Source organism: Arachnia propionica (assembly GCF_003859805.1).
In the GTDB taxonomy this organism is placed as follows: domain Bacteria; phylum Actinomycetota; class Actinomycetes; order Propionibacteriales; family Propionibacteriaceae; genus Arachnia; species Arachnia propionica_C.
Genome location: NZ_RQZG01000001.1, coordinates 523,510 through 539,552, shown reverse-complemented (window position 1 = coordinate 539,552; position 16,043 = coordinate 523,510). Strand labels below are relative to the sequence as shown.

Genomic DNA, 16,043 nt, shown 5'->3' with positions numbered 1-16,043 from the left:
GACACCCCACAAATCTAACACACGCCAGCATGAAAACAGAGGAAACTTCTGTCACCCCATCACCCCGTCAGGTTTTGTTTAAAGAGGGCTAGAGCTCCTGCAAAGCGACGTGTACAGCGGCGTCATCGACACCGCCGAAGCTGAGCATGCCACCGGAATGGATCGACTCCGCGCTGTCCTGACTCAGTCCGGACAACTGGACTTGGGAGCTCACTCTCTAATCTCAGTATCACGAATGGAAGACCGTCAAGGAATCTGTCACCAGCTTGCCAACGCGGATCGACTGACCTGGGTGAAGCGCAATGGATAGCCCCCTCAACAGCCCTTTCGAGGTCGGACTCCGAGTACTTACCCTCCTGGCGGCAGCCTTTCCTGCTCATCTCGACATCAACCGTTTGGTGCTTCTGGACCACGGCCTTCTCCACAGCGCGGACCTCGATGGGCCCGAGAGTCTGCACCCGCCCATCCCTGTCCGAGTTGGCGAGCTTGGGGTAAAGAGACGGCATATTGAAGATGGACTTCACCTCATGCTCCAAGCTGGACTCGCAGAGATGGTTGCCGAGGACGGTGGTATTGAGTTTCGTGCCAGCGACAGCTCCGAGAGTTTTCTCCGCCTTCTCGAAAGCGACTATGCGCGAGCGCTACACGAACGGGCCCGTTGGGTTGTTGCAGAACTCGGTCACATCGATGACCATGGCCTACGCGAACGCATGCGCGAAGTATCGTCACACTGGTCCGAGGAGTTTGAAGTCATTCCAGCACCGGGCGGGGGCGCACAGTGATGAGACGGCTCACGCTAACTCACCTGACCTTCACGGGCACCAGCGTGCCAGACGCTTCCGTAGACTTCAGCCCCCATGTCACAGTCATCCACGGCCCCTCCGACACTGGCAAGTCGTTCATCGTCGATGCCATCGACTTCGTCCTCGGCGCGAAAGCACTCAAAGAAATACCCGAACGGGATGGTTACAGTAGGGTCCTTCTCGGTCTTGAACTCCCAGAAGGTGACCGCGTCACCCTCGCGCGTGCGATCGATGGAGGCGACATCTGCCTCTACCGAGCCGACCTCCGCTTCGAGCCCCCGGGCCCGCCGGATGAGTCGCTTTCGGCGAAACACAGTGCATCAACGACCTCAAATCTCTCCCGGTTCCTTCTTGGGCAGGTCGGGCTCGACGAAAAGCGAGTTCGCAAGAACGCGCGCAACGAAACCAACATGCTTAGTTTCCGTGATCTCACCAAGCTATGCATCATCGGCGAGACGAAGATGCAGGCTGAAGAGGCGCCGGGGATCAGCGGTCAGCATGTCAGCAGGACGAAGGAAGTCTCTATTCTCAAGCTCCTGCTCACAGGAGAAGACGATTCGGCGCTGGAGACTGTTCCGTCAACTCAAGAACAGAAGCGTTTACGCGGAGCCCGTCAAGAGGTAGTAGAGCGGATGCTCGGCCAACTCGAAACGCGGCTTCAAGACGTCGCTGAACCGACCGAACTCAAGGAACAGCTGGCTAAGCTGAATCGTGCCATTTCTGAACACACTGCCACGGTGGGAGGTCTGGCGAGGCAAAGAGGACAACTCCTTGTGGACCGTACTCGCATCGAGCGCGAAGAACGAACTTATCGTCTTGAGTACTCAGATGCCGCCGCTCTGCGAGAGCGCTTTGAGCTGCTGCGCAGACAGTACGAGAGCGATCTTGCGCGCCTTGAAATGATTGCTGAGGTCGGCAACCTGCTGGGTTACTTTCGGCAGGGCACGTGCGTCTTCTGCGGCGCCGAGCCCGCAAACCAACACCTCAATATCGACTGCGCCGGTGATACGACCAGCTTTGGCCTGTCCGTGGAAGCGGAGACTCTGAAGACTCGCGCTCTTCACCAAGACCTGCTGGTCACGATCGAGAGCGTGAACGAGCGGAACAGGAGCGTCCGCAAAGCAATCAGATCAGCACGTCAGGAGTCGTCTCGTCTGCAAACGGAAATCGAGGCCCTCGACGCCAGAATCGCCCCGCACGAGGGGGACCTTAACGACCTCCTCGCGAAACGAAGTGAGGTCGAAAAGTACCTCGGGCTGTACGACCAAGTGGCATCACTCGAAGCAATGATCCGAAAAATCGCCAGTGAGAGCGACGCAGAGGTAGCCACTGCGGCAACTAGCCTGAGTCTCACCGCCGTGAGAGAGTTTTCGGCCGAGATCTCCAAACGCCTTCGCCAGTGGGGATATCCCGACGCAGCCCTGGTCCGATACGACCGGAGCGAGCTGGACATCATCGCGGGAGACCAAAAGCGGTCGGCCCACGGCAAGGGCGTCCGAGCCATTTTGCACGCAGCCTTCACCCTCGCACTCGCGCAGTATTGCTTCGACCGCGAACTCCCACACCCTGGCTTCATCGTCCTCGACTCGCCTCTCGTGACCTATCGTCCGCCGGACCACTCTCATGATGATGACGAAGACCCGCCGGAAGACGTTGTTCGGGCGTTCTACCGCAACATCCAAGACAACTTTGACGGCCAAGTCATCGTCATGGAGAACACTGATCCGCTTGAACCTCTGGCTCAGGACGCGAAGGACACCCCATTCACCAAGCATGCTAGCGACGGCAGGTATGGCTTCCTGCCCATGAAGGCGTCAGCTGCAGGTCTTGCGGTGCTCCCGACCGACACCCAACCCGAGGAAAGCTAGTAGCGGCCCGTTGCCCGCCCCGTCACTTGGTGCGGGTGCCCGTCAGAGCAGCTCGATGCTGGTGATCTGGCCCTGCGTCAATCTGTCTCGCAGGACCGCACCTATCCAGGGGCACGATGATGGCGTACATTGGTGGCGAGGCAGGTTCTCTCTTGCGGGTCTTTCGGGACGGCCTACGGGCGCTCACCTACGTACTGCCTCCTCGACGGAGTAGCACGTGTGACGAGAGAGCCCGATCATGTTCCGATCCATCTGGATCCTCAGCATCCACGCCCATGACTTCTTCCAGCACTACATGCCGAGCAACCGCCTGCTCGCAGCAACGCGAACCCGGCGAGGGCTGAAGTGGGGTGTCCCGGCGATGCTCGTCGGTGTCCCATACCTTGCCATCGCCAACGTGTGCACCATCCTGATGGACCGTGGGGCGCCCGAGTGGCTGCACCTGGTTGTTCTGTGGGGCATCTGGAATGCCTTCAAGTTCATTCTCAACGGTCCCATCAGCCTGTTCCGCCTCGTGCGAGCGATCATGCGCGAGCAGATGATGGCCCAGGCGGTGCGCCCGACGGACCGGAGGCGGCTCCCCACCAACTCACGCTGCTGAGCCGCCTCTTTTGTCACGTCGGCGTGGTCGTCCACCCGGTCGGATCGACATTCCTTGACGTGCGATGGTTCGACGCACGGTCTGCGCGTCCACCTCGAACCGGCGGCCCAGCTGTACGAGCGTCCAACCCGATTGGTACAACCGGGCCGCTTCCTTGGCCTGCACAGAATCCAGACCCGCGCGGCGAACAGGGACGCCGCGCCGTGCAAGATGAGCTGCCGCGGTCAGGCGATGGATATGAAACTGCTTGGCCAGCCCACGCAGCGTCGCGCCGGCCTCGTAGGCAGTGACCAGCTGGTCGACTTCGGCATCGGTCAGAATAGTTTGAGTCATCTCAAGTGAGTGGACGGACTGGCCCCGGGAGTCCACAACGCAGGGTTCCGATGGCCGCTTCGATATCCGGTAAACCCCTCGTGACCAGCGCGAACACAGGGTTCGTGCGGCGGAGCCAAAGTTGTCAAACTCTCTACGTAGGTCCACCAGAAGTTCGTTGTTCAGACCAATGACATCACTGGTTTGAGTTCCAGACTCCGCCGTCCATCCTTGCTGGCTGACGTCGAGGTCTTGACCCGTGCGGCGGGTTCCATGTTCTCCGGTACCGTCACTGTCTCCACAATGTCATCGGTCATGCTGTTCGTGTCATGGATCGCCCCTTCGGGCGGCACCTGAAGTGGACTTCACGAAGTCGTCGTATGGCGCTTGCGGTCGGTTCTGATGTGGAGGCCGAGGCTGGCCCTGGATCTCACTCGGGCTACATTGAACGGCCCTACCGTTGGGTTGTCTGCTTGTTCTTCGGTATCCAGCGCAGGGCGAGTGCGCCGAGTGCTGCGCTCAGGACGGCTGCGATGCCGATGGCGATGTGCATGCCGGTGAGGAAAGCGGTCTTGGCCTGCTCCGCGGCTTCGGTGGTGAGGGTGAGGTCCAGTGTCTCGGCCAGGGTGGGTGCGAGGTCTGGGCCTGTGAGTCGAAAGACGAGAGCGGCGGTGGAGCCGAGGAGCGCGATGCCAAGGGCGTTGCCGACCTCGTTCGAGGTCTCCGCGATCGCACCGGCCGAACCTGCCCTGTTCGGCGGGACTGCTGAGACGGCGGTGTCGGCGACGAGGGCGAAGGAGATGCCGTAGCCGATGCCCGCGATGACCGTGGAGGCGATGTACCAGCCGATGCCGCCGGTGATCGTGGTGGCGAGCAGCAGCGCAAGTCCTGCGGCCATCGAGAAGTGGCAGAGCACGAGTGCAGCGCGTCCACCGATGCGTTCGACGAGCTTGGGGGTGAGGATGCAGACCATGGTGAGCACGATGGCCCCGGGCAGGGCGAGGAAGGCTGCGCTGAGCACGGGAAGGCCGAGCACCGATTGCAGGTGGATGCCGGTGAGGTAGGCGGCGGCCGACCAGGCGAACAGTGAGAACACGCCGGTGATGATCGCGACGGTGAAGACCTTCTCCCGGAAGAGCGTCACGTCAACGAGGGGGTATTCGAGGTTGCGCTGGCGCAGGATGAACCAGGTGAGCACCAGTACGCCGGTGACGCCGAAGATGGCGACGGGCCAGGAGGGGCCGTAGGCGGCGAGTTGCTTGACCGCGTACACGGCGGCGAGGAGGCCACCTGCCGAGAGGATGATGCTGACCGGGTCGACCTTGCCGGGCCGGGTGGCCTTGACCTCACGTAGCACGATCGGGGCGGCGGTGAGAAAGACCACCACGACGGGCAGGTTGATGAGGAACACCGAGCCCCATGCGAAGTGGCTCAGCAGCAGCCCGCCGATGACCGGTCCCATGGCGAAGCCGGTGGCGAAGGTCGCGGCGAAGATCCCGATGGCCTGGGAGCGTTGACGTGGGTTCTCGAACAGTTCGCTGAGCACGGCCAGACCGGAAGGGAGCAGGGTGGCGCCGCCCAGGCCCATGAGGGCGCGGGAGGCGATGAGCCATTCCGGTGAGGTTGACAATGCCGCCCCGGCGGAACCCAGACCGAACGTGGTCGCCCCGATCATCAACAGTTTGAGTCTGCCGAAGCGGTCGCCGAGGTTCCCGAACGCGATCAGCAGCGACCCGACGGCGAAACCGTAGATGTCGAGTATCCAGAGGGCTTGGTCTGCGCTCGGGGTGAGGACGTGGGTGATCGTTGGCATCGTCAGGAACAGGATCGAGCCGTCCATCGAGACCAGCAGCACCGGGCCGAGCACGACCAGCAACCCGAACCACGCGCGGCGACCCGCCCTGATCTGCTTCCGGTGCGGCGAGGCGGAGGCGTCGGGGATGGAGAGATGCGTTTGCTCGTTCACGTACTCGATCCTCTGCAGGCAGCCCGGGCACAGCCAGATCCCTGGCATGGGTACACCTGACAGGTGCAGGCACGCACGAAAGTGGCTGACTAGCATGGTGAACGTGCAGACCGAGACCTTGGGCGTGTTTCTCAAGACCCGGCGCGACCGCGTCACCCCCGACGACGCCGGACTGCACACCTACGGCACCACCCGCCGGGTGCCCGGCCTGCGACGTGAAGAACTTGCGCACCTCGCCGGAGTCTCCGTCGGTTACTACACCCGTCTGGAACAGGACCAGTCCGGCACCGCCTCATCTCAAGTGCTCGACGCGTTCGCCCGGGTGCTCGGTCTGGACGATGTGGAGACGACGCATCTGCACAACCTCGCCCACCGCTCTGGCCTTTCCCGACTCAGCCAGCCCGAACCGGAAGTCCTCGCCCCCCGCGTGTCCGCTCTCCTGTCCTCGCTGGGTGAAAGCCTGCCCGCCATCGTGCTCGGTCGGCGCGGCGACGTGCTCGCCTGGAACCGCACCGGGCACGCCCTCATCGCCGCACACCTCGACCACGACGCCCCGGCACATCCCGAGATGCGCCCCTCGATCCCACGGATGTTCTTCCTCGATCCGCTGCACCGTGACCTGTACCGGAATTGGGAGGAACTCGCCCGCACCCACAGCGGCTACCTCCGCCTCACGTCTGGCCGCTACCCCGACGACGCGAAACTCGCCGGGCTCATCGGTGAGCTCACCATGCACAGTCCGGACTTCGCGACGATCTGGGCCACGGGTGACGTCGCCGATTGCACGAGCGGCCCGATGGACCTCCAGCATCCGACGATCGGAGCCGTCAAGGTCGACTACCAGGTTTGGCTACAGCCCGACAGCCCAGACCACCGACTTGAGATCTACACCCCCCGCGACGACGCCTCGCGCGACGCGATCAAGCTCTTGTGAGGAGACCGAGCACTCAGGATCTGTCCGGGCTGCCGTCCGGAGCTGTTCGGTCGGTGATGTGTTCCCATCGGGCATCGGGGCGGCACACCCAGCTGTTGAGTTGCCCTCGATCAGCGACCGCAGCGTCTCCGACTCGTCATTCCTGCCCGGTGAACCGCCGGGTCCTTGCACAGCCCGGTCGATGATCTGGTGCGAGAGCGAGTTCGTGCCCGTCTGGCCCTGATGCGTTCCAGGGGCTCGCCGTTGTTCCTGGTTGGAGAAGTGAGTCCGTGTCGTCCGGGAATCCGTATGCTATTGGCCATGGAAGCGCCGAGGTTGCTCATCGAGGACCTGGTACTGGAGCCCCCGACGATCGACGATGCTCCCGCCTGGGCCGCGGCACAGGACGATGAATGTGCCATCTGGTTCGACTGGCCTTCTCGGCCCACGACGGAGCAGTGCCTCAGCTACCTCCGACGAATCACCCTCGATGCGGAGCCGGACTCCTACGTCTGGGCGATCCGGGTTCTCGATGGCTTCGCGGGAGGGATCGATCTCAAGTTCGACGAAGGGCGATGGAACGTCTCCTACTTCGTCGCCCCGGCACGTCGTGGACGAGGGATCGCGCGACGTGCCCTGTGTGCCGTCGTCGAGTGGGCCGAGCGTGAACTGTGCATCGCGGAGATCTCGACACGGGTTCACGTGGACAACATCGCCAGCCAGCGGGTGCTCGAAGCAGCCGGGTTCACCCGGATCAGGACGCAACGCAGTCCTGGTGCCGATCATGACGACCACATCTGTGCCAGAACTTTTCCCCCAGCGTTGCGATCCAGTCATAGGGCGATGACGTGATCCAACCACTCATGTCGCGTCACCGGTCCCAGACGTGGCCCGTGGTGCAGATGATGGCAGACGCAGCGCGGCCCAGATCACGAGCGCGGTGACCAGGGCCACCACCGCGTTGACGGCGATCGCAGTCTGCAGACCGGGCAGGAGGGTGGCACCTGCCCAGGCCGTCACGATCGCTGACATCACCGGGGTTCCGAGCGCGATGCCGACCTGTTGGCTCATGGTGACCAGCCCCGTGGCCAGCCCCTGTTGATCGTCGGGTACCCCGCTGGTGGAGGAGACGACGTAGCCGACGATGGCGATGAGGTTGGCCACACCGCCGATGAAGGTGGTGATGAGCAGTGGCACGAGCCAGCTGCGGGAATCGGAGATGAATGCGAGCGGCAGGGTGGCTCCTGCCTGGACGAGCAGGCCGATGATGATCGCCCGCTTCGGGTCGGTCAGCCCGATGATCCGTGGCGCGACGAGCCCGCCGATCACGGTGCCGACACCGAGGACCCCGAGGATCAACCCGGCGGCCAAGGGCGTGTGACCGAGGACCTCCTGCAGGTAGAGCGTGAGCAGGAACACCAGTGAGGTCTCCGTGGCGAAGGCGAACAGACCGGCGGTGTTGCCCCAGGCGATGTTGCTCCGTCTGAGAAGTCCCGGGGTGATCAACGGCTCCGGGACCCGTGACTCGATCAGGAGGAAGACGGCGATGAGGATGGCAGCCATGGCGATGGATCCCCAGGTGGTGGGGTGGGTCCAGCTGCCGTGTCCGGCGTTGTCGATGCCGAGGACGAGAGAACTGAGGCCGAGCGTGATGGTGATGGCACCGGGAACATCGAGTCGGGGACGCCGGGTGTCACGGGTTTCACGCAGCACGACGGGAGCGACGAGGATGACGGCGGTTGCGACGACGACGTTGATGAAGAATGCCCAGCGCCATGAAACGATACCGGTGAGAACGCCGCCGAGGACTGCTCCGGTGGTGAAACCAGCTGCCATGAGGGCACCGTTGAGGCCGAGTGCTCGGGATCGGGCTGGGCCTTCGGGGAACATGATGGTCATCAGCGACATCGCGGCCGGGGTGACCATGGCGGTGGCGATCCCTTGACCGACTCGGGCTCCCAGCAACATGGCGGGTGTGGAGGCCAGTCCGCCGACCAGCGAGGAGACGCCGAGTATCGCGATTCCGAGCAGGAAGAGGCGTTTGCGGCCGAAGAGGTCGGCGACGCGGCCGAAGAAGAGGGTGAATCCTGCGGCGCAGAGGGCGAAGGCCGTGACGATCCACTGCAGTGCATCGGTGGTGAAGCCGATCTCCTTCCCGATGTGGGGCAGGGCGACGCCCAGGATGGAGAAGTCGACGGCCAGGGTGAAATTCGCTGTCAGCAGGAGGACCATGGCGATCGACTGTGCCGTGGTGAAGCGGGTCACGGCAGTCGTGTCCGTGGCTTCTGGTTCGGTGATCTCGCTCATGGTCCCCAGCTTCGGTCGGTCGGCGTGGGACAACCAGACCTCTGAGGTGGCGAGCCTACTCGTGGCTGGTACTGGCAGGGACAGGTTGGGGGTAGGAGGGGCAGCGAGAATGTGACCATGATGTCACGTCCAGCGAACCTGACCGGAGACCATCACCGACCGGTGACGGAGCTGGGGGAGTTCCTCCGTTCGCGCCGGGATCGCATCACCCCCGATGACGTGGGGGTACGCAGCTATGGACGGCGGCGTGTGCCAGGGTTGCGCCGGGAGGAGCTGGCACAATTGGCCGGGGTGTCGGTGACCTACCTGACCCGGCTGGAGCAGGGACAGTCACAGAACGCCTCCGACGCGGTGATCGAGGCATTGGCTCGGGCCCTGCAGTTGGACGTCGATGAACGTGCCCACCTCCACGCACTGGCGCATCCGATGCCATCGAGACGACTGCGGGAGAGCCTTACGGAACGCGTCACACCGGGGGCAGAGAGGCTGCTGCACGCGATGGGTGGCGTGCCCGCGATGCTGCTGGGGCGGTTCAACGACATCCTCGCCTGGAACACCGCCGGGCATCGGCTGCTGGCCCGGCACCTCGATGTGGATGCCCCAGAACGTGAGGATGATCGGCCCAACCAGCTGAGGCTGCTGTTCTTGGACGAGTGCACGCGTGAGCTGTATCCGGACTGGGACCACGAGGCTGCACTGGCGGTCGCATCCCTGCGATATGTCGCCGCACAGTTCGCCGATGACCGTCGGGTGGTGGAGCTGGTGGGCGAGCTGTCGATGAACAGTCAGGATTTCGCGCGACTCTGGGCGGGGCACGATGTGCGACTGTGCACCAGTGGCTTCAAACGGCTCCGTCACCCGGAGGTGGGCGAGATCGAACTCGGCTACGAGATGTTGCACCTGCCGGAGGGCAACGGGCAACGCATCCTCACCCACACGGCTGAACCGGGAAGTCCGTCGTCTGCCGCACTGCGGCGGCTGCTGGGGTGAGTTCTCGTCGCTCGATCCATCATCCTGGCGGACGTGTCGCGGCTGGACCGCGTGGAGGATTCACCAGGTCCCGGTCAGGATCACAGCTGACGCAGGGCGCCTCCGTCAACCGCCCATTCCGAGCCGGTCACCTGACGAGCGCGCGGTGAGAGGAGATAGGTGACGACTCCCGCGACATCGTCAGGGGTGCCAATGCGTCCGATCGGTAGGCGGCGTTCGTCACGGATGAAGCGGTCGACTGCGCTGTCCGGGTCGGTGCCGAACCGTTCAGCGAGCTGCTCGGCGAAGCCGCCCGGGGCATCGAAGAGCGCGGTCCGGGTCGGACCTGGGGAAACGACGTTGGAGCGCACCCCCAGGGGGCCCTGCTCGGCGGCCAACGACTTCGACAGCGACAGCAGTGCCGCCTTCGAGGCCGCATAGGCAGCCATGGTGGCATCCGGCATGCGACCGGCCTCACTTCCCACGTGGACCACGCTGCCGCCAGCCTTGCGGAGAGCGGGGAGTGCGGCACGCATGAGCCGAGCGGGCGCGATGACGTTCACTTCGAACGTTGACCGCCACAGTTCGTCCTCGATCTCGCTGAGAGAATCTCTGGTGTCGAACAAGGCGGCATTGTTGACGAGCCCATCGAGGCGGCCGTGCCGCTGCAGCACCTGGTCCACGACAATGGTCGTTGCGTCGGGATCGGTGAGATCCGCTGAGATGAACTCCGCGCGGTCGGGGAGCACACCGTCGTCGGGGTCACGGCGGGCGACAGCGACGGGGATCGCGCCTTCCTCGGTGAGTTCGTGGACGATGGCGAGTCCTATCCCGCTCGTTCCGCCGGTGACGATGACGATGCGGTCAGTGAGCTGCAGATCCATGACGATTTCCTGTCTCTGTGTGTCTGATCACTCGAGCGGCCATGACCAGCCCGAGCCCGATGGTGCTGAGAGCCGTTCCGACCAGAGCTGGGCTGAGGAGACCGAATCCGGCACAGATGGTGATTCCGGCAAGGGTGACACCCAGGCTGTTGCCCAGGTTGAAGGCGACGATGTTCACCGCTGAGGCAAGGGTTGCTGCGCCTTCGGCGTGCTGGAGGACATGGGCCTGCAGGCCGGGTACTGTGGCGAATCCGACGGTGCCCAGCACGAACAGGCCAATGGTCATGCCGATCCGTGACCCTGAGACCAGCCCAAGGCCAAGGATCACCGCTGGTAGCACACCGCCGAAGCACGCCTGCGCTTTGAAGAACCAACGAGCCAGCCAAGACGGCCCCGATGCCAAAGTAGCCACCATGCGCCAGCGCGGCCACGATGCGCCCGGCATACATCACCCCGTATCCGGGAGCCCACGCCGACAGCACGTTCCCGACGATGAAGAACCCCAGCAACGCGACCAGCGCCCATTTCGGGGATCGCCGCATCAGCAACGGCGTCAGAATCAGCGCCCCTGGCGCGACGGCCAGGGCGTACACACCGACGAGCTGACCCGCCCCCGAGACGCTGACCTCGAGGTCGGTGCCGACCTCCATCAACGATCCTGCGATGACGAACTCAGTCAAGCCGATGCCGAAGCCACCGACGCTCAGCGCCGTCAGCGCAAGCCCAGAGGAGCGGTTTGCGCAGGAACTCTCTGATCGAGTTGATGTCGCGCTGGTTGTGGATGATGACATCCGTTGGGCCTCCTCATGAAGGTCGCTACCCGACGGACGTCGAGCACATGACCAGCGTCGCCGTCATTCGCTCAGGCAACCAGACCACCGCTTTGCCTAGCACTCGCGGGACTACCCAGTTGCGAACTTCCGCGTCAGTTCCCAGTACACCTCAGAAGAATACGCCCAAGCCATGACCCGACACGGCATCCAGCCATCACTGGGACGCGCGGGAAGCTGTTACGACAACGCCACGGAATCCTTCAACGCCGCCCAGAAGAAAGAACTCGTCAACCGGAAAATCTGCCCCACCCGCGACAAGGCAATCAAGGACGTGACGCACTGGACAAAAACCTGCCACAATCAAATCAGACTCCAATCAACACTGGGCTACAAAACCCCGAACGAAGTCCGCAATGAATGGTGCAAAAACCAGGCGTCAGCCTAAATCAAACATGATTTTCGTCACTGTCCACAAAATCTAGGGCAGACCAAGAGGTTTATTCAGGGAACAGTGAAATCCCTAGTCAGAGAGGCTTTGCTCATTTCCTGAATAAATCTCCAATGCTCGAAAACTGCCCGTCAGACGGGGTAGTTTCGTTTCTACGGTGAAGTCTCCTGGTTAAGCGAGAACGCTTGCAGTGACGAGGCTCAGGAGCGCGCTGATGCTGGTCATGGTGCGGGCGAGGTTCCACCAGTTCCACCGTTCCTCGAATCGCCCGCGTGCAGCGTGTTGTTCCGACGCAGTGCTGACGGCGGCTCGGTCGAGCTGCGTGTTCAGAGGCACATTTCGCGTGACCGTCATCGCGAACGTGAGCACAGAACATACTGCGCCAGTCCACGCCGACACTGGCGGGGTCTCGTCCGTCTGCCACGTCTCGAGCAATGCGTGGGCAGTTGCTGTGAGCGGGGCGGCGAAGAACACCAGCAGGAACCAGCCGTTCAAGATCACTCGGTTGATCGAGCGAAACGCTTGGACGTAGACGGCGTCATCAACATGACGCAATCCCGGTGCCACGGCGCAGGCGAAAGCGAGGAACAGTCCGGCGAGTAGCCCGTTCGCGACGCTTGCTGCGACGGCTAGAGCGTCGAGAAGAGAGAACATGACACTTTGACTCAGCGAGCCGCGAGGACGCGCTTGATGGTAGTTTCGACAGGTGTGTGGACGCGCACCATGCGGTCGCCCCGTGGCGCGAGCAGCCCTTGCTCGTCTGCGCGATACAGCTCGGCCAGGCTCTCGGCGATGTGTGGACGGAACCCCGCCTCGACCAGAGCACTCACCCGGGCTCGTTCCGGAAGCGTTGCAACCTGCAGTTCCCTTCCGAGTGCCTCGCCCAGCAGCGCGGCGACGGCCCGCTCAGAGTAGGAAGGGCCGATGACATCGACATCCTCACTGACATCGGGCGGCGATTGGAGCGCTTGGGCTGCAACAGCGCCCAGATCAGCAGTGGCGACCATCGGCAGAGGCACATCCGCTGAGGTGGCGAACACCGGATAGACACCCGTTTCACGGGCGACCTCGACCACGTCGCTGACCTTCTCTTGGAAATGCCCTGAGCGCAGCGCGGTCAGCACGGTGCCCGTTGCGCGCAGGGCCTGTTCCAGACCGTACAGTCCGGTGATCGGACCTGTGCCCTCAGCCAGGTCTGCACCCGTGGAGGACAGCATCACCACATGCGGGACGTTCGCATCGGCAACGGCACCCGCGATCGAGGCGATCAGACGCGCGGCGTGGTCATCGAGGTCATCGGCAGCCAGATCGAACGGCAGGAGCGCGAAGAATCCGGCACAGCCGGTCAGCGCATCAGCGAGTTCCGCGCGATCATCGAGGTGCACGACGCGTGCCTCTGCCCCCTGCGCCTCCCACTCGTCGGCGTCGGAACGCCGCCGTACCAGCACCCGAACGGCTTTTCCCTCGTTGAGCAGATTCTTCGCGGTCGCGGATCCGACCCTTCCCGTTGCTCCTGCGATGACGTACATGACGCGTCCTCTCGTGTCTGTTGCTTGTGAATCAAAGCTAGGAGGCAGGCAATGGAGACACCATGTCAGTTCATCCGATTTCCTTGACCGTTCATCCGACTGCCTCGGTGAATCGGCGCGATTGTGTGAGATGGTGGGAGGCATGGGACCGGGGCCGATGGCTGGCAGCACTGACCGACTGGCGCGGGTGTTGCACACGCTACGCATGCGCAGCATCTTCTACTCCCACGCCGAGCTTGCCGAGCCCTGGGCATTCGAGATGCCCGCGATCCCCGACTCGATCAGTGTTCACATCATCACCACCGGCACCTGCTGGCTCCGTCTCCCCGGTGCCGTTCCACTCCAGCTGCACGCGGGTGATCTCGCCCTGGTACCGCACGGGCTCGGGCACGACCTCGCCAGCGCTGAAGATGGAGGGCCGGTGCCTCGCGTCGACCTCCTGCCACAGCAGTACCTCACCGACCACTACTCTGTGCTGCGGCACGGGGGTTCCGGCCGCGCCGCGCAGATGATCTGCAGCGTCGTCTCATTCGACGATCCCGCTGCCCGCGAACTCATGCGCGCACTTCCGTCAGTGCTGCACATCGGCGGCGACGCCGTCTCGACGGCATCGTCGATCCATGACACCGTGCGCCTCATGGCCGGCGAGCTCTCGGAGTTGCAGCCCGGTGGGGAGGCGGTGGCCACAAGACTCGCCGACATTCTCGTCATCCAAGCGATCCGCGCATGGCTCACCACCGCTTCAGACACCGGAGCGGGATGGCTTCGCGCGATCCAGGATCCGAGGATCGGACGCGTGCTCGAAGCGATCCATGCCGAGCCGGGTAGGGAATGGACGCTCGGACGACTCGCCCAGACCGCCACGATGTCGCGATCATCGTTCAGCACCCGCTTCACGGAACTCGTCGGTGAAGCCCCGATCGCATACCTCACCCGCTGGCGCATGAACATCGCCCACACCCGACTCCGCGACGAGAACATCACAGCCGCGCGGCTCGCCACCGAGGTCGGCTACCGGTCAGAAGCCGGATTCAACCGAGCCTTCGCTCGCATCATCGGAAGCACACCGGGCTCGATCCGACGACAGCGTTGAGGACTGCAGCCTGCCCTGCACGTACTCAGGGCCGCCGTGTCTAGCGGCGCTCGCCAGTGCTCGCACCAAGAACTCCTCCTTCGAGGTGAACGTGTTGTACAGCGTGCTGCGTCCAACGCCTGAGGCCTCGAACAACGGCTCGGTCGACGTGTCGGCGAACCCGTGCGCACGGAACTCGTGTGTTGCGGCGTCGAGCACCGCGGTCTCGTCGAACATGCGTGGCTTTGCCTTGTTGGGGAAGTCACCTCATCTGTACTTTGAAATACAAAACTTTGGGCTCCGGCCGGGTGTGACACCGTTGTGGGCAGGTCGACGCATACCAGGAGGCGTGGCTTGACGGGTGTGTGGCATTCCTGGCGGACCGGCTCCTCAGAGTGCTGAGGAGTCGCCAGGAGAAGGGGCGACACGCAGCGCGATGACTGACAGGGCGAGGCCGAGCAGGGCAAAGGCACTGCCCCCGAAACCGCCCCATTGCAGCAGTCCGACGGCGACACCGACCCCACCGAGTGCGGCACCGATCGCGTTGGCGAGATTGAAGGCCCCGACGTTGACCGCCAGTGCAAGGCTGGGGGCCTTGACGGCATGACGGAGCACGAGTGACTGCAGGGGAGCAATCGTCGCCGTGGACAACAGTCCGAGGGTCAACACCAGCACGATCATGGGGCCGGAGGAGCGGGCGAGAAGAGGGAACGCCGCCAGCACGAGGGACAGGGCGAGGAAGACCCCGGTCAAGGTCCTGCCGAGGGACCGATCCGTGAATCGCCCTGCGACCAGGTTCCCGATGACGCCTCCGATGCCGTACGCGAGCAGCAATCCCGGGATCACCGTCGAGGTGATGCCGGTCACCTCGACGAGCAGTGGGACCAGGTAGGTGAACACCACACTGACCCCGGCGAACCCGATTGCGGTCGTCGCCACGGCCAGGAGCACCGGTCCTCGAAGCAGGGTGTGGATCTCATCGCCGATTCCCGTGGTCGGTGCAGGTGTTCGTGGCATCGACACGGCCAATGCCGTGACCGCAGCCGCTGCGATGCCTGCCGCAATGGTGAAGGGGACACGCCAGTTCGTGCTCCCACCCAACAGGCTGCCCAGAGGTACCCCCAGCACGGTCGCGACGGTCAGGCCCGAGGTCACGATGGCAATCGCACTTCCCTGCCGTTCGGGACCCATGTGCGCGGTCATCGTGGTCAGCGCGATCGCGAACAAGGGTGCCTGACTGCAAGCCGAGACCACGCGGCCGACGATCATCCATCCATAGTTCGGGGCGGCCACCGTGATCACCAGGCCGATCACGAACACGGCGCCCAGCGTCAGCGCCAGTTCTTTGCGCGGCAGGCGGGCCGTCAGTGCGGTGATGATCGGCCCTCCGAGGGCAACTCCCAGTGCATAGGCCGTCACGGCCTGCCCGGCGGTGGCCAGATCCACCGTCATGTCGTGCGCGAGCAGCGGCAACACGCCGGCCACCAAGTACTCCGCCGTCCCGGTGCAGAACACCAGCACGACGAAACCGATGACCGTGAGTCCTCGAAGCGGGAAGGAGTGACTGGGGGGCGGAAGTTCGTTGTTCATCCTGATAG

General features: G+C 63.6%; 19 protein-coding genes. 10 read left to right on the top strand and 9 right to left on the bottom strand.

The window, feature by feature from the left end; all coding sequences use genetic code 11:
* Window positions 1–97 precede the first annotated feature (97 nt).
* From EII34_RS16765 to EII34_RS16435, 4 genes are all read left to right on the top strand, one after another.
* Window positions 98–310 (top strand): ABC-three component system protein, encoded by a 213-nt coding sequence (locus EII34_RS16765; protein WP_395858067.1) that lies wholly within the window; start codon window positions 98–100, stop codon window positions 308–310.
* Window positions 303–782: an ABC-three component system middle component 2 gene (locus EII34_RS16680; RefSeq protein ID WP_311767280.1), complete on the top strand. Its 480-nt coding sequence runs from the start codon at window positions 303–305 to the stop codon at window positions 780–782. Before EII34_RS16765 ends, EII34_RS16680 begins: the two co-directional genes overlap by 8 nt.
* Window positions 782–2,671, top strand: coding sequence for an AAA family ATPase (locus EII34_RS02635; RefSeq protein WP_124842564.1), 1,890 nt, complete (start codon window positions 782–784; stop codon window positions 2,669–2,671). The genes EII34_RS16680 and EII34_RS02635 overlap by 1 nt, the downstream gene beginning before the upstream one ends.
* Before the next feature lie 238 nt (window positions 2,672–2,909).
* Entirely contained in the window at window positions 2,910–3,272 is a 363-nt protein-coding gene (locus tag EII34_RS16435) for a sulfate permease (RefSeq protein WP_185711137.1), read from the top strand.
* Here the strand turns inward: EII34_RS16435 and EII34_RS02625 are convergent.
* Together EII34_RS02625 and EII34_RS02620 are read right to left on the bottom strand one after the other, a co-directional pair.
* Entirely contained in the window at window positions 3,261–3,605 is a 345-nt protein-coding gene (locus EII34_RS02625) for a hypothetical protein (RefSeq protein WP_124842656.1), read from the bottom strand. The genes EII34_RS16435 and EII34_RS02625 overlap by 12 nt on opposite strands.
* 433 nt (window positions 3,606–4,038) lie before the next feature.
* Window positions 4,039–5,550: an MFS transporter gene (locus EII34_RS02620; RefSeq protein WP_260425018.1), complete on the bottom strand. Its 1,512-nt coding sequence runs from the start codon at window positions 5,548–5,550 to the stop codon at window positions 4,039–4,041.
* A gap of 103 nt (window positions 5,551–5,653) precedes the next feature.
* Here EII34_RS02620 and EII34_RS02615 point away from each other — a divergent pair, with 103 nt between their 5' ends.
* The gene (locus tag EII34_RS02615; protein WP_260425017.1) at window positions 5,654–6,484 is read left to right on the top strand and encodes a helix-turn-helix transcriptional regulator; all 831 of its coding nucleotides are present in this window, start codon (window positions 5,654–5,656) and stop codon (window positions 6,482–6,484) included.
* A gap of 300 nt (window positions 6,485–6,784) precedes the next feature.
* Window positions 6,785–7,315, top strand: coding sequence for a GNAT family N-acetyltransferase (locus tag EII34_RS02610; RefSeq protein ID WP_185711135.1), 531 nt, complete (start codon window positions 6,785–6,787; stop codon window positions 7,313–7,315).
* A 9-nt stretch (window positions 7,316–7,324) separates the two neighbouring features.
* Here the strand turns inward: EII34_RS02610 and EII34_RS02605 are convergent, their stop codons facing one another.
* Window positions 7,325–8,770 (bottom strand): MFS transporter, encoded by a 1,446-nt coding sequence (locus EII34_RS02605; protein ID WP_124842556.1) that lies wholly within the window; start codon window positions 8,768–8,770, stop codon window positions 7,325–7,327.
* 117 nt (window positions 8,771–8,887) lie between these two features.
* Here EII34_RS02605 and EII34_RS02600 point away from each other — a divergent pair, with 117 nt between their 5' ends.
* A complete protein-coding gene (locus tag EII34_RS02600; RefSeq protein WP_221620168.1) occupies window positions 8,888–9,760 on the top strand; it encodes a helix-turn-helix transcriptional regulator in 873 nt (290 codons plus the stop codon).
* A gap of 80 nt (window positions 9,761–9,840) precedes the next feature.
* On the opposite strand, the gene EII34_RS02595 is transcribed toward EII34_RS02600, so the two are convergent.
* Complete coding sequence (locus EII34_RS02595) at window positions 9,841–10,623, bottom strand: SDR family NAD(P)-dependent oxidoreductase (protein ID WP_185711134.1); 783 nt, start codon at window positions 10,621–10,623, stop codon at window positions 9,841–9,843.
* On the bottom strand, window positions 10,604–11,038 hold the full coding sequence (locus tag EII34_RS16430; RefSeq protein WP_260425030.1) for an MFS transporter: 435 nt from the start codon (window positions 11,036–11,038) through the stop codon (window positions 10,604–10,606). The genes EII34_RS02595 and EII34_RS16430 overlap by 20 nt, the downstream gene beginning before the upstream one ends.
* Window positions 11,039–11,055: 17 nt before the next feature.
* Here EII34_RS16430 and EII34_RS16760 point away from each other — a divergent pair, with 17 nt between their 5' ends.
* Entirely contained in the window at window positions 11,056–11,229 is a 174-nt protein-coding gene (locus tag EII34_RS16760) for a hypothetical protein (protein WP_395858057.1), read from the top strand.
* Window positions 11,230–11,586: 357 nt separating this feature from the next.
* Window positions 11,587–11,841, top strand: coding sequence for an integrase core domain-containing protein (locus tag EII34_RS02585; protein WP_124842552.1), 255 nt, complete (start codon window positions 11,587–11,589; stop codon window positions 11,839–11,841).
* 174 nt (window positions 11,842–12,015) lie between these two features.
* On the opposite strand, the gene EII34_RS02580 is transcribed toward EII34_RS02585, so the two are convergent.
* Together EII34_RS02580 and EII34_RS02575 are read right to left on the bottom strand one after the other, a co-directional pair.
* Window positions 12,016–12,498, bottom strand: coding sequence for an anthrone oxygenase family protein (locus EII34_RS02580; protein WP_124842550.1), 483 nt, complete (start codon window positions 12,496–12,498; stop codon window positions 12,016–12,018).
* An 11-nt stretch (window positions 12,499–12,509) separates the two neighbouring features.
* Entirely contained in the window at window positions 12,510–13,373 is an 864-nt protein-coding gene (locus EII34_RS02575; RefSeq protein WP_124842548.1) for an NmrA family NAD(P)-binding protein, read from the bottom strand.
* On the opposite strand from EII34_RS02575, the gene EII34_RS02570 reads away from it, so the two are divergent.
* Window positions 13,363–14,466 carry an AraC family transcriptional regulator gene (locus tag EII34_RS02570; protein WP_311767279.1) on the top strand — a complete coding sequence of 368 codons (1,104 nt, stop codon included), beginning with the start codon at window positions 13,363–13,365 and terminating at the stop codon, window positions 14,464–14,466. The genes EII34_RS02575 and EII34_RS02570 overlap by 11 nt on opposite strands.
* On the opposite strand, the gene EII34_RS16755 is transcribed toward EII34_RS02570, so the two are convergent.
* Entirely contained in the window at window positions 14,392–14,682 is a 291-nt protein-coding gene (locus tag EII34_RS16755; protein ID WP_124842544.1) for a TetR/AcrR family transcriptional regulator, read from the bottom strand. The genes EII34_RS02570 and EII34_RS16755 overlap by 75 nt on opposite strands.
* A gap of 153 nt (window positions 14,683–14,835) precedes the next feature.
* A complete protein-coding gene (locus EII34_RS02560; RefSeq protein WP_124842542.1) occupies window positions 14,836–16,035 on the bottom strand; it encodes an MFS transporter in 1,200 nt (399 codons plus the stop codon).
* Window positions 16,036–16,043: the final 8 nt, after the last annotated feature.